General features: G+C 69.1%; 12 protein-coding genes. 3 read left to right on the top strand and 9 right to left on the bottom strand.

The features are described 5' to 3' along the window. The first annotated feature begins 3 nt into the window (after nt 1–3). Complete coding sequence (fdhD, locus tag DFO45_RS03640) at nt 4–885, top strand: formate dehydrogenase accessory sulfurtransferase FdhD (protein ID WP_133863764.1); 882 nt, start codon at nt 4–6, stop codon at nt 883–885. Beyond that, nucleotides 875–1,159, top strand: coding sequence for a formate dehydrogenase subunit delta (locus DFO45_RS03635; RefSeq protein WP_081434033.1), 285 nt, complete (start codon nt 875–877; stop codon nt 1,157–1,159). The genes fdhD and DFO45_RS03635 overlap by 11 nt, the downstream gene beginning before the upstream one ends. 22 nt (nt 1,160–1,181) lie before the next feature. On the opposite strand, the gene DFO45_RS03630 is transcribed toward DFO45_RS03635, so the two are convergent. The 9 genes from DFO45_RS03630 to DFO45_RS03590 all read right to left on the bottom strand — a co-directional run bounded on the left by DFO45_RS03630 (nt 1,182) and on the right by DFO45_RS03590 (nt 9,589). Beyond that, nucleotides 1,182–2,054 carry a cation diffusion facilitator family transporter gene (locus DFO45_RS03630; RefSeq protein WP_245517937.1) on the bottom strand — a complete coding sequence of 291 codons (873 nt, stop codon included), beginning with the start codon at nt 2,052–2,054 and terminating at the stop codon, nt 1,182–1,184. Nucleotides 2,055–2,378: 324 nt separating this feature from the next. After that, nucleotides 2,379–3,155, bottom strand: a complete 777-nt coding sequence (gene pcaD, locus DFO45_RS03625; RefSeq protein WP_043879542.1) for a 3-oxoadipate enol-lactonase — start codon at nt 3,153–3,155, stop codon at nt 2,379–2,381. A 140-nt stretch (nt 3,156–3,295) separates the two neighbouring features. Then, on the bottom strand, nt 3,296–3,508 hold the full coding sequence (locus tag DFO45_RS03620) for a DUF3126 family protein (protein ID WP_012171982.1): 213 nt from the start codon (nt 3,506–3,508) through the stop codon (nt 3,296–3,298). 95 nt (nt 3,509–3,603) lie between these two features. Continuing rightward, on the bottom strand, nt 3,604–4,458 hold the full coding sequence (gene cysE / locus DFO45_RS03615; RefSeq protein WP_133863761.1) for a serine O-acetyltransferase: 855 nt from the start codon (nt 4,456–4,458) through the stop codon (nt 3,604–3,606). 81 nt (nt 4,459–4,539) lie between these two features. Then, the gene (locus DFO45_RS03610) at nt 4,540–5,292 is read right to left on the bottom strand and encodes an alpha/beta hydrolase (RefSeq protein ID WP_133863760.1); all 753 of its coding nucleotides are present in this window, start codon (nt 5,290–5,292) and stop codon (nt 4,540–4,542) included. 38 nt (nt 5,293–5,330) lie between these two features. After that, nucleotides 5,331–6,440, bottom strand: a complete 1,110-nt coding sequence (locus tag DFO45_RS03605; RefSeq protein ID WP_133863759.1) for a hypothetical protein — start codon at nt 6,438–6,440, stop codon at nt 5,331–5,333. A 103-nt stretch (nt 6,441–6,543) separates the two neighbouring features. Next, nucleotides 6,544–7,293, bottom strand: coding sequence for a TerC family protein (locus tag DFO45_RS03600; protein WP_012171986.1), 750 nt, complete (start codon nt 7,291–7,293; stop codon nt 6,544–6,546). Between the two features lie 205 nt (nt 7,294–7,498). After that, nucleotides 7,499–8,494: a Tim44 domain-containing protein gene (locus DFO45_RS03595; RefSeq protein WP_245517936.1), complete on the bottom strand. Its 996-nt coding sequence runs from the start codon at nt 8,492–8,494 to the stop codon at nt 7,499–7,501. Nucleotides 8,495–8,647: 153 nt separating this feature from the next. After that, nucleotides 8,648–9,589 (bottom strand): glyoxylate/hydroxypyruvate reductase A, encoded by a 942-nt coding sequence (locus DFO45_RS03590; RefSeq protein WP_245517935.1) that lies wholly within the window; start codon nt 9,587–9,589, stop codon nt 8,648–8,650. A gap of 220 nt (nt 9,590–9,809) precedes the next feature. On the opposite strand from DFO45_RS03590, the gene DFO45_RS03585 reads away from it, so the two are divergent. Next, nucleotides 9,810–12,029 (top strand): tetratricopeptide repeat protein, encoded by a 2,220-nt coding sequence (locus tag DFO45_RS03585; protein ID WP_166657038.1) that lies wholly within the window; start codon nt 9,810–9,812, stop codon nt 12,027–12,029. Nucleotides 12,030–12,097: the final 68 nt, after the last annotated feature.

The following is a 12,097-nucleotide window of genomic DNA, read 5'->3' as shown; positions in this document are numbered from 1 at the left end:
ATCATGACCAAGGCCCCTTCCCTCTCCCCTGACGACCTGCCGGAGATTCCGGACATTCCGGAGCCCGTCCGGCGGGTGGCCCGCGCGGTCTGGCGCGAGGGGGAGGTCGCGCAGGGCGAGCGCGCGGTGCCGGAGGAGACGCCGGTGGCGCTCACCTATAACGGCACCACGCATGCGGTGATGATGGCCTCGCCCATCGACATCGAGGCGTTTGCGCTGGGCTTCTCGCTCACCGAAGGCATCATCCGCTCGGCCGCCGACATCCTCTCCCTCGACGTGATCGCGGTTGAGGATGGCATTGAGGCCCGCATGTGGATCGCCGAGGAACGCATGTCGCTTCTGGGCGCCCGCCGCCGCTATCTCGCCGGCCCCACCGGCTGCGGGCTGTGCGGCGTGGAGAGCCTCGCGGAAGCCGTGAAGCCGGCCGCACAGGTGGCGGGAGACCTCACCATTGAGGCTCGCGCGCTTCTGGAGGCCATGGCGGCGCTGGGTCCGGCCCAGACGCTCAATCACGAGACGCGGGCGGTGCATGCCGCCGGCTTCTACCAGCACGGCGCCGGCCTTCTCGCGGTGGCGGAGGACGTGGGCCGGCACAATGCCCTCGACAAGCTGGTGGGCAAGGTCGCCCGCCTGCCTGAGGCGCATCCGGCCTCCGGCGTGCTGCTGCTGACCAGCCGCGTCTCCATCGAGATGGTGCAGAAGGCCGCCGTCCTGGGCGTGCCGGTCATCGCCGCCGTCTCGGCGCCCACCTCACTCGCCATCCGCACGGCGGAGCGCGCGGGCATCACCCTGGCCGCCATCGTGCGCAGCGATGGCTTTGAACTCTTCACCCATCCCCGGCGGATCAGCCTCGGGACGAACCAACGGCAAGCCCATGTCGCATAGCCAGCACCATCACGAGCACAGCCACGGCGGCCACGCCCACGAGGGCACGCACAAGAGCTCGGACGAGCGCCTCGTCTATATGGCAAACCAGATCGCCACCTTCTTCTCCACCCAGCCCCATGCGGAGGCGGTGGACGGCACCCGGCAGCACATCCGCAAGTTCTGGGATCCGCGCATGCGCGGCCGCGTGCCCCACCTTCTGGCCGAGCACCCCAGCCTCCTGCCCATCGCCCGCGAGGCGCTGGAGGGCCTTCCCGCGTCGTCGCACAACTGAGTTTCGCCTGCAGGTGCTCCGCTCACACCACGTGGGCGGGCGCCAGCGCGCAAGGGTGGGTTCCGGCCTCCACCTGAATGGTGACGTGGCCGATGCCGAAGCGACGCTTCATCTCGCCCGTCACTTCGGCGAGAAAGGCATCGTCCGGCGCAGGCGTCGTGCGGACGAGGTGCACCATGAGGGCGACCTCGGTGGTGGAGAGGCCCCAGATGTGGAGGTCATGCACCTCCGTGACGCCGGGCAGACCCGCCAGATAGGTCTCCACCGCCGCCCGGTCCACGTGGCGCGGCACCGCGTCCAGCACCAGATCGACGCTGTCCCGGAACAGGCTCCAGGTGCCGGCGATGATGGCGACGGCGATCACGAGGCTGACCGCCGGATCGAGCCAGAGCCAGCCGGTCACAGCGATCACCCCTGCGGCGATCACCACGCCCAGCGAGATGGCCGCGTCCGCGATGAGGTGGACGAAGGCGCCGCGCACATTCAGATCGCCCTTGCGCCCGGCCATGAAGAGCAGCGCCGTGCCGAAATTCACGCCGATGCCGATGAGCGCCACCACCATGACGATGCCGGTCTGAACCGGCTCGGGATCGGACAGGCGGCTCACCGCCTCCACCACGATGCCGCCGGTGCCGAGCAGCAGGATGATGGCATTGGTCAGCGCAGCGAGGATGGACGTGCGGCCATAGCCGAAGGTGCGGCGCTCCGTCGGCGCGCGCTGCGCCGCCCAGGCGGCGGCCCAGGCCAGCAGCAGGCCGAGCACATCGGAGAGATTGTGGCCGGCGTCCGCCAGCAGCGAGAGCGAGCCGGACCAGTAGCCGAACAGCGCCTCCACCACCACGAAGGCGAAATTAGCCGACGCGCCGATGGCGAAGGCCCGCAGGGAACTGGGCACCGCATGGCTGTGTCCCGCATGACCGCCATGGGAGTGGCCGCCATGCCTCTCGGCAGCGTGCGCGTGGCCAGCATGCCCCCCTTCACCATGGTCGTGGCCAGCGTGATTATGGCCCGCGTGCCGCGTCGTCTCGGCCGCATCGTGCGAATGATCGTGCCCGCTGCCCATGGCTGTCTCCCGCCCTCACGCCTTTACCGCGCCGATGAGGCCCGCCGTCAAGGCCGAGCGATCGGGGAATGTTCCCCGCCGAAGCACCGGCCCCGTCGCGGCTACGCGGTACGTGCTCTAGGGCGCCTCCCATGGCAGGGGCATGACACGGCAGGCTCAGCCGAGGAAATCCAGCACCGTCTTCGCAAATGCCTCGGGCTGCTCGAGGCAGGAGAGATGCCCGCCCGGCAGGCGCGCCAGTTGCGCGCCGGGAATGCCCTGCGCCACCGCCTCGCCCCACTCCGGCGGTGTGGAGCGGTCCTCGTCCGAGACGATGACCAGCGTCGGCGTCGTGACCTTGTGCAAGGCGGCGCGGAAATCCATGTCGCGCATCGCGCAGCTCGTGGCCGCATAGCCCACCGCCGGCGTGGCGGCGATCATCTCGCGCACCCGCGCCACCGTGTCGGGCATGCGGGCCTTCACGCCGGACGAGAACCAGCTGTCGATCACCGCGTCGGCGATATGGTCCGTGCCCGTGCGGCGCACGGCCTTGATGCGCGCCTCCCAGATGCGGGGCGGGCCGGCATAGGCCGTGGTGTTGGAGAGGACGATGCGCTTCAGCCGCTTGGGCGCATGGATGGCGAGCCACTGTCCCACCATTCCGCCCAGCGACAGGCCGCAGAAATGCACCGGTCCGAGCTTCAGGCCCTCCACCAGATTGATGAAATCGCGCCCGAGATCGCCCATGCCGTGCACGGCGTCCGGCGCGGTGCTCTCGCCATGGCCGCGCAGGTCGTAGCGCACGACGCGGAAGCGGGAGGCGAGCAGCGGCGTCACGGCATCGAACAGTTCGAGCGTCGTGCCGAGCGAATGGGCCAGCACCAGCGGCGGCGCGCCTTCCGGACCCTGGACGTCGAAGCGGAAATGTTCACCGGCGATTTCGAGGACAGACACGGCACGGGCCTCGTGCGGATATTGTATGCCAGACCGATGTATCGCCTTGTCCGGGCGGAGGAAAGCGCTTTCAGCGGAGGCGCACGGGCGCATGCGTCCCCCTATGAAAAGGGCCCCGCCGCAGCGGAGCCCGGAACGCCTCAGTCTTCGAGATCGGTATCCAGAATGGCCATCTGGAAATTGTAGGAGAGGTCGCCGTCTTCCTCGTCCTTGAAGAGGACGCCGATGAACTCATCACCGAGATAGACCTCCGCCGAGTCCTTCTTCTTGGGACGGGCCGTGACCTTGATCTGCGGATTGCCGAACAGCGTGCGGAGATAGCGCTGGACGCGTTCGAGCTCGGTTTTATCCAATGGTCATCCTCCAAATGTCACGGCACGCGCTCCAGCGCCCGTGGGGTATGCGGCCGCGCGGGGCGGCGGATCGGCGAACGGACGAACGCGAGGGTTCAGATGTCCGCGCCGGCGTAAATCTCGACGTCGAACATCTGGTCCATGGCACGGCTCGGCTCGGCGCAGCCGGCGCTGCCCACCACCTTGGCCGGCACGCCCGCAACGGTGGTCGCCGGCGGCACGGGATGCAGAACGACGGAGCCAGCGGCGATGCGGGCGCAATGGCCCACTTCGATATTGCCGAGCACCTTGGCGCCGGCGCCGATGAGCACGCCGCGCCGGATCTTGGGATGGCGATCGCCCCGCTCCTTGCCGGTGCCGCCCAGCGTCACGCCCTGAAGGATGGAGACGTCATCCTCGATGACGGCGGTGGCGCCCACCACCAGCCCGGTGGCGTGGTCGAGGAAGATGCCCCGACCCATGGGTACGGCCGGATGGATGTCCACCTGCAGCACGGCGGAGACGCGGCTCTGGAGATAGAGCGCGGCGTCGCGCTGGCCGTTCTCCCACAGCCAGTGGGCGAGGCGGTGGGTCTGGAGGGCGTGGAAGCCCTTGAAATAGAGCACCGGCTCCAGCACCCGCGTGGTGGCCGGGTCACGGTCCACCACCGCCATGATGTCGGCGCGCAGGGCCTGCGAGAGGGTCGGATCGGCCGCCACCGCCTCGCGATAGGCGCCGCGGATCGCATAGCCGGGCAGGTCCGGATGATCGAGCCGGGCGGCGATGCGCTCGGCGATCACGCCTTCCAGCGTCTCATGGCTGACGATGGCACCCTTGAGGAAGCCCGCCAGCATGGGCTCGCGCGCGGCCGCTTCCTCTGCCTCGCGACAGAGGCGTGCCCACACCGGGTCCACGAGTTCGGGACGCCGGTCGTTCGCGGGCTTGGTCGCCTGGAAACCATGCTGCAGCATCGCTGCCTCCCTGAAGGTCAGTGACCTTCCTTCTAGCACACAGATGGGCGTCGGGTCAGGCCACCCTGACCGGAGCGGCAATCAGGCCGGCTCGGCGAAAAAATCGAGCACGCCCTGCTTGAACACCTTGTCGCCCACCGCCGGATTGTGGTCGCGGTTGGGAATATCCAGCGCACGCCCGTTCGGCAGCAGGGCGGCCAACGCATGGGCATCGCCCGCGATGAGGTCGCGCGTGCCCACCGCCACCAGAACGGGATGACGGATGGACGCCACCTCCGCCCGGTCGAGGCTCTGGCGCGATCCACGGATACAGGCGGCGAGCGCCTTGCGGTCTGCCTTGTTGCTGTCGGCGAAGGCGCGGAACATGCGCCCCATGGGGTCGGTCACGTCTTCCAGCGAAGGCGCCTCCAGCGCCTCTGCGATGGATTGGGGCAGCCCCACCCCGTCCACGAGATGGATCCCGAGCCCGCCGAGCACCGCCTTGCGCACCACGTCCGGGTGGCTGAGCGTGAGCTGCGCCGTGACGCGCGCGCCCATGGAGTAGCCGATCACATCCGCCTGAGGAATGCCGAGCGTCTTCAGGAGATTGGCGACATCCTCCGCCATCAGGCGGGTATGATACTGGGCCGGGTCATAGAGCTTCTGCGAGGCGCCGTGGCCGCGATGATCGAAGGCGATCACGCGCCGGCCGGCGTCCGTCAGCGTCTTCACCCAGCCCGGAAAGACCCAGTTGATTTCCTTGGTGGAGGCAAAGCCGTGGATGAGCAGGACGGGCGCGCCCTCCCCCTCGTCCAGATAGGCGAGTTCCAGGCCGTCGGACAGAAAGCTGGGCATGGGTTCCCTCGGGCAGGCTGGCGAAGCGAGGGCGGAACCTAGTGCGACAGGCCGCCGGAGGGAAGCGCCGCCGCAGACATGCGGCCATGCGCTGTGGACGGACCGCGCCTGCGCCTGCGCCACAGGGGCCGCAGCAGCGATACCACGAGGGCGTTGAAGGTGGAGATCGCGCCCACGAGCCAGACCAGCGCCAAGAGGCCCCACCACACCAGCCCCAGCACCGCCCCCGTCACCGCGAAGGCGCCCCGGCCGAAGCTCTTGAGCAGCGCCAGCGTCTGCGGCCCCTTGGCTTCCGCCACACGAGCAACGCGGGAGAGGTCGGCGGTGCCGTCGGCGACCTTCAGGCTCTCCATGGTGGCGCGGGTGCCGGCCTTGGCCTCGATGGTGCCGGCGTCGGACAGCACGCGGCCGAGGTCACGAAGCCGCTCTGTACGCACCACGCTTTTCAGCGCCGCGGCGTCGAGCGCCGCCACGCGTTCGGGCGCCCGTCGCAAGGCGGCGAAGTCCACGCTCTCGCGCACCGAACGGACGAGGCCCGCGCCAAGACCTGCCGAGAGCCGCCCGGCGCGCTTCGCCCCCTTTACCAGCGACACACCCGCCCGCACCGGCGCAGGCGCCCCGCCCAGCGCATAGGTTCCGGCCGTAACCGCAAGGCCGACGGTGGAGAGGCCAAGGATCAGCTCATCGGCCTCCTCGCCCCGCGCCAGCTTCCAGCCCTCGCGGGTGGCGTCGCGAATGTCGCCCCAAACCATGAAGTCGCCCACCGCCGCCCCGGCAAAGCCGGGCAGGTCCTCCGGCGTGCCGGTGAGAAAGCCGGCGCCGAAGCTGCGCATCTGCTGCCAGGTGGAATGGGCATCAGCCTCCGCCGCCGTGACGCGCGCGCGCAACTCGGCCGGCAGCGCCAGGCCTCGCGCCTCCGCGAGGGCGACATAGGATGCGGCGAGGTCGGCATCCGGGGTCGCCAGCGCCGCCTCGATTTCGCGCCGGATGTCCTCGGCCGAGAGGCGCTCGGCAGCAAGGTCGGCCATACGCGCCGGATCATCCCGCGCCATCACGAGGCGCACGCCGCTCTTCGCCGCCGGCAGCATCACCGGCAGCGCGCCGGCAAAGGCACCCAGCAGGCCCAGAAGAGCAAGGACACGGATCATGATGCGGCGGCTTTCCCCTTTCGCCTGAAACGGCAACGGCAAGCAACATCCTGCCGTTCCATTGCGGCAAAGGCGCGGAGGCCGCCGCAGGGGCCGGGCCGGCTTAGTGTCCGGCCCCGCCCCGCCGGGCCTTGGCCCGCCGGGAGAGCATGTTGAGGCCCTCCACGGCGGTGGAGAAGGCCATGGCGGCATAGATGTAGCCCTTCGGCACATGCGCCCCGAAGCCTTCGGCGATCAGTGTCATGCCGATCATGATGAGGAAGGCCAGCGCCAGCATCACCACGGTGGGATTGGCATCGATGAAGCGGCCCAGCGGGTCGGCGGCCAGCAGCATGGTCAGCACGGCCACGATGACCGCGATCACCATGATGGGGATGTGCTCCGTCATGCCGACGGCGGTGATGATGCTATCGATGGAGAAGACGAGATCCAGGATCAGGATCTGCACGATGGCGGCGGAAAAGGTGATGGCCGCCTTGCCGGTCTCGAACACGCCCTCCCCCGGATTAGGGTCGACGTGGTGATGGATTTCCTTCGTGGCCTTCCAGACGAGGAACAGGCCGCCGGCGATGAGGATGAGATCGCGCCAGGAGAAGGACTGCCCGAACACGGAGAAGACCGGTGTCGTCAGCTTCACGATGATCGCCACCGTGCTCAGGAGGCCGAGGCGCAGCACGAGCGCCAGGCCGATGCCGATGCGCCGGCCGCGGGAGCGCTGATGTTCGGGCAGCTTGTTGGTGAGGATGGAGATGAAGACGAGATTGTCGATGCCCAGCACCACTTCCATGGCGACGAGGGTCACGAGGGCGATCCAGGCCGCAGGATCGGAGGCCAGTTGAACCAGATAGTCCATCGGTCTCTCTTGATGTCGGGTCAGCCTCGGACGGACCGGGCGGAGCCGTGGGGTGGGATCAGGGCAGGCGCAAAAAGGCTGTCCGCGCCGGCACGGGGCAGCGGCCGGATCAGGCTAGCATCGGGCATGAAGGCTGGAAAAGGCGCGGCAGACGAAAACGGCCGCCCGCGCGGGGCGGACGGCCGTTCGGATGGGCGGATGCGCCTCACTGGATCGCGGAGAGCTTCCAGGGCTGGCCGCGCAGGCGGATGAAGGTCCACACCTCGGTGCTCTGGCTGGGCGCATCGGTGGAACCGGCGGCCAGCGCACCTGTGGTGCGGTCGCGCATAGTGTCGCGCGCCTCATAGCGGAGCGCGACGGTGGCATATTCGAACTGGCCTTCGCGCCAGGCTTCCGACAAGTCGCCCTGGAGGAGCTTCACGTCGTTCACCTGGTTGCGGACGCCACGCTCGGCATTCGCGCGCAGCTCTTCCTCGAAATAGCCGAGGATTTCCGGCGTCACGAGCTCGGCGAGCTTGTTGCGATCCTCACGGCTGTAGGCCGCCTGGATGTCCGAGAGGAGCTTCTCGAAGGCATCGAAATCGGCACCCTTGAGACCCAGTTCGTCCTTCGGGCCGGACGGCGCCGCCTGCGGCTGGGGCTGAGTCTGGCCGCCGCCCAGGCCGCCAAGACCCGCGCCGAGGCCGCCCAGACCGCCGAGCGGCCCGGTCGGGCCACGGCCCGAGGCGCTGGCGCCATTGTCCCGCGCCATGCCGTAGCCCGCGCCGGCCGGAGCCGGCTGACGACGGTTGGCGAAGAAGCGCAGGGCCAGCATGACCACGCCGGCGATGAGGGCCACCTGCAGCAAGAGGCCGAGGAAGCCCGACAGGCCGCCGAGGCCGCCGCCGAACAGCATGCCCACGAGGCCGCCGATCAGCAGGCCGCGCATGAGCGCGCCGCCAAATCCGTTGCCGAACAGACCGCCTGTGCGGGCGGGCGTCGCCATCGGCGCGCTCTGGTTATAGGGGGTCGCCGAGCGCTGGATCGGCTGCGAAGCGGAGGGGGCGGTGTTGGTCGCGGCGGGCGCCTGATAGGTGCGCGAGCCGCGGCTGCCCATGCTGCCGCCCTGCCGCGCATCGGCGTGATCCACCATCGGCAGGGTCACGGCGAGGCCCAGCGCCAGAACCGCCGCGAACCGTGTCAGACCCTTGAAAACGCTCATCGTCATCCTCTATGGCGCGCCCGACGCGCGCAAGCCTGCCGCTAGGGCAAGTGAGGCTCATATAAGAAGACCGGGCCGCGTTTGTCAGGGGGTTGAGACGCTTTTTCCGATCACGGCGGCGTCAGCGGGGCGACCGTCGCCGCCCCGCGCCGGTCAGTAGCCGCGGGAGGGATCGACGCGGTTCAGCACCGGCTGGCCCGCGCGGATACGGCGGATGTTCTCCGCGATCTGCGCCGCCGCCGACCTCGGCAGGGCAATGGAGGCGAGGTGCGGCGTGATGAGCACGTTGTCCATGCCCCAGAGCGGGCTCGCCTCCGGCAGCGGCTCCTCCTCGAACACGTCGAGGGAGGCTTCCGAGATATGGCCGGACTGGAGCGCCGCCACCAGCGCCGGCTCGTCCACGATGGGGCCGCGGGCGACATTGATGAATTTCGCCCCCTTCGGCAGCATCGCGAGACGCTCGGCATTGACGATGTGCCGGGTTTGCGGAGTGAGGGGCAGCATCACCACGAGGATATCGGTCTGCGCGAGAAACTGCGGCAGGGCCTCGAGGCCGTGGTGGCATTCGATGCCGGGCAGTGCCTTGGGCGTGCGGGACCAGCCCTTCACCGGATAGCCGAAACGGGCGATTTCGTGCGCGGCGGTGGCCCCCAGTTCTCCAAGGCCCATCACACCCACGCGGATACGGTCCGGCGTGGTGGGATGGATGTAGCGCCAGCGGCCTTCCTTCTGGATGCGTTCGAAGGCCACGATGTCACGGGCATGGCGCAGCACGCACATGAGCACGAAGCCGGCCATCATCTTCGACATTTCGGGGTCGGACAGGCGGGTGATCGGCACGTCCGGCAGGTCGGTGCGCGAGACGAGTGCATCGACGCCGGCCCCGAGGTTCACCACCAGCTTCAGGTTCGTGAAGGGCTTGAAGAAGTCCTGCGGCGGCTTCCACACCACCGCGTAGTGCACGTCCTCCGCCGGGCACGGCGCGCCCTCGCGGGTGGCGATGTGCATGTCGAGGCCGGGGAGATGCTCGCCGATGGCCGCCAGCCAATCGGCGGCCACGTCGGCGGGACTGTAGAAAACGAGAGACTCACGCAACGCCGTTCACCCTCTGATCCGTTCTTCCGCCGCTTGCTGCGCCGGTGAAGGTCCGTTCATAGCCGAGCGCCCCCCGCGCCGCCACGATTCGGCGCCCACATTGCCGCAGGCCGCCCTCCGCCCGCGCCAGACAAGCCTCAAGCAAGTGACAGGGCCGACAAGTGCCCACTGGAACCATCCGGGCGGAACGGCCCGGCGCGCCGTGAGCATGGAGGGGAACATGGGCAAGGGTCAGCGGGCGGCATTCGGCCAGCCCGACGGCGGACGTCTGAAGTCCGCCAAGGATGCGCTGCGCGCCGGCACCCTGCATCAGGCCGGCGATCACAAGGGCGCCGCCCAGCTCTATGCCGCGTCCCTGAAGCGCGACCCGAAGAACCCCATCGTCCAGCACATGTATGCGCTGTGCCTGCGCCAGATCGGCCGCATCCCGGAAGCGGTCGCGGCGCTGCGCATCGCCACCGCGCTCGATCCCCGGAACGTGGAGGCGCTCGCGGACTACGGCAGCCTGCTGCTCCAGATGGGCGACCGTGCCGCCGCCCGCGAGGCGTTCGAGAAGGCTCTGGCGCTGCGCCCGAACCACCCGGTGGCGAAAGCCGGCGTGGCCCGCCTCTCGGCCGTGGACGGCTCCCTCGACGACCTGCTGCGCACGGTGGCGGAACAGCCCGGCAACGGGCAGGCCGCGCTCGCGCTCGGCTGCGCCATCATTTCGAGCGGCGGAGAGCCGGACGACGCGGCCAAGGTCTGGGTCGAGGCCGTGCAGCGCGGCGCGCTCACGCCCGAGGACATCGGCATCGAGGGCGTGAACGCCTATCGCGGCGGACGCGACCGCGAAGCCCTCGCCCTGCTCAAGATCGCCGCCACGCTGAAGCCGACGGTGGCCGCGCTCCATGCCAATCTCGGCATGATCCTGCTGGAGAAGCGGCGGCACGCCGAGGCCATGGAGGCGCTGGGCGAAGCGCTGAAGGTGGACCCGAACCACGTCGGCGCGCTGCTGAACCTCGGCAGCGTCTGCCTCGACCGGAAGGCCTATCCCGAGGCCCTCGCCTATCTGAATCGCGTCCTGAAGATCGAGCCCGACAATGTGGTGGCGCGCCTCGGCGCGGCCAACGCCTCGCGGCAGATCTGCCAGTGGCGCAATGTGGAGCAGGAAGAAGCGGCCATCGCAAAGCTGCTGGCCCAGAGCGCGACCCGCACCGGCCCCTTCCTTCTCCTGTCCTCGCACATGACGCCGAAGGACCACCTGCGCGCCGCCCGCGTATGGGCGCAGAGCGTGCGCGTGGAGCGCGACGACAAGCTGCCGCCGGCGCCGCCCGCCGATCCGTCCCGGCGCATCCGCATCGGCTATCTGTCCAACGACTATTACAACCACGCCACCACCTTCCTGGCGGTGGAGATGTTCGAGCGGCACGACCGCGAGAAGTTCGAGATCTTCGCGTATTCGCACAGCCCCGACGACAAGTCGGACATGCGCCGGCGCGTGGTTTCCGCCTTCGACCATTTCGTGGAAATCGAGCGCATGAGCAATCCGGAGGCGGCGCGCCGCATCCGGGCGGACGGAATCGACATCCTCGTCGATCTCAAGGGCTACACCCAGGGCGCCAGGTCCGAGATCATGGCCCTGCGGCCCGCGCCGGTTCAGGTGAACTTCCTCGGCTATCCCGGCAGCATGGGCGCCGACTTTATCGACTATGTGGTGGGCGACCGCTTCGTGACCCCGCTGTCCGCCGCGGCCGACTATGACGAGAAGATCGTCCAGCTGCCGCACTGCTACCAGCCCAATGACCGGCATCGTCGCATCTCGGAGACCCTGCCGAGCCGCGCGGCCTGCGGACTGCCGGAGAGCGGCTTCGTGTTCTGCTGCTTCAACAATACCTACAAGATCACGCCCGCGGTCTTCTCGGTCTGGATGCGGCTGCTGGACGAGGTGCCCGGCTCGGTGCTGTGGCTCTATGAGGCCAATGCGGCGGCGCGCGACAACCTCGCCTATGAGGCCGCGAAGTTCGGCATCGAGCCCGACCGCATCATCTTCGCGCCCAATGCCCTGCTGGCGGATCATCTGGCGCGGCATGCGCACGCCGACCTGTTCCTCGACACCCTGCCCTACAATGCCCACACCACGGCCAGCGATGCGCTCTGGGCCGGTGTGCCGATCGTCACCTGCGCGGGCGAGACCTTCGCGGCGCGCGTCGCCGCAAGCCTGCTCGACGCCGTGGGCATGCCGGAACTGATCACCACGTCGCTGGCTGACTATGAGGCCCTGGCGCTGGCGCTCGCCCGCGATCCGGAGCGGCTTGCCGGCCTCAAGGCCCGCCTCGTCGAAGCCCGCGCGACGGCACCGTTGTTCGATTCCGAGAAATTCACCCGCGATATCGAGGCCGCCTACCAGCGCATGCACGCGCTGCGCAGCGCCGGCAAGGTGCCGGAACCGATCGTGGTGTGAGCGGGGACCGCACGGTTCGCGTTGAAGCCCAAACGAAGAGGGCGCGGTGATCGGAAGATCACCGCGCC

The organism is Azorhizobium sp. AG788, from assembly GCF_004364705.1.
GTDB classification, from domain to species: Bacteria; Pseudomonadota; Alphaproteobacteria; order Rhizobiales; family Xanthobacteraceae; genus Azorhizobium; species Azorhizobium caulinodans.
This window is presented reverse-complemented; position numbering and strand designations above follow the sequence as displayed.

What these genes read in the sequence shown, in the direction of transcription:
- fdhD (WP_133863764.1), top strand. Translation starts at nt 4, where the DNA reads ATGACCAAGGCCCCTTCCCTCTCCCCTGACGACCTGCCGGAGATTCCG.
- DFO45_RS03635 (WP_081434033.1), top strand. Translation starts at nt 875, where the DNA reads ATGTCGCATAGCCAGCACCATCACGAGCACAGCCACGGCGGCCACGCC.
- cysE (WP_133863761.1), bottom strand. Translation starts at nt 4,458, where the DNA reads ATGCTGCAGCATGGTTTCCAGGCGACCAAGCCCGCGAACGACCGGCGT.
- DFO45_RS03610 (WP_133863760.1), bottom strand. Translation starts at nt 5,292, where the DNA reads ATGCCCAGCTTTCTGTCCGACGGCCTGGAACTCGCCTATCTGGACGAG.
- DFO45_RS03605 (WP_133863759.1), bottom strand. Translation starts at nt 6,440, where the DNA reads ATGATCCGTGTCCTTGCTCTTCTGGGCCTGCTGGGTGCCTTTGCCGGC.
- DFO45_RS03600 (WP_012171986.1), bottom strand. Translation starts at nt 7,293, where the DNA reads ATGGACTATCTGGTTCAACTGGCCTCCGATCCTGCGGCCTGGATCGCC.
- DFO45_RS03595 (WP_245517936.1), bottom strand. Translation starts at nt 8,494, where the DNA reads ATGAGCGTTTTCAAGGGTCTGACACGGTTCGCGGCGGTTCTGGCGCTG.
- DFO45_RS03585 (WP_166657038.1), top strand. Translation starts at nt 9,810, where the DNA reads ATGGGCAAGGGTCAGCGGGCGGCATTCGGCCAGCCCGACGGCGGACGT.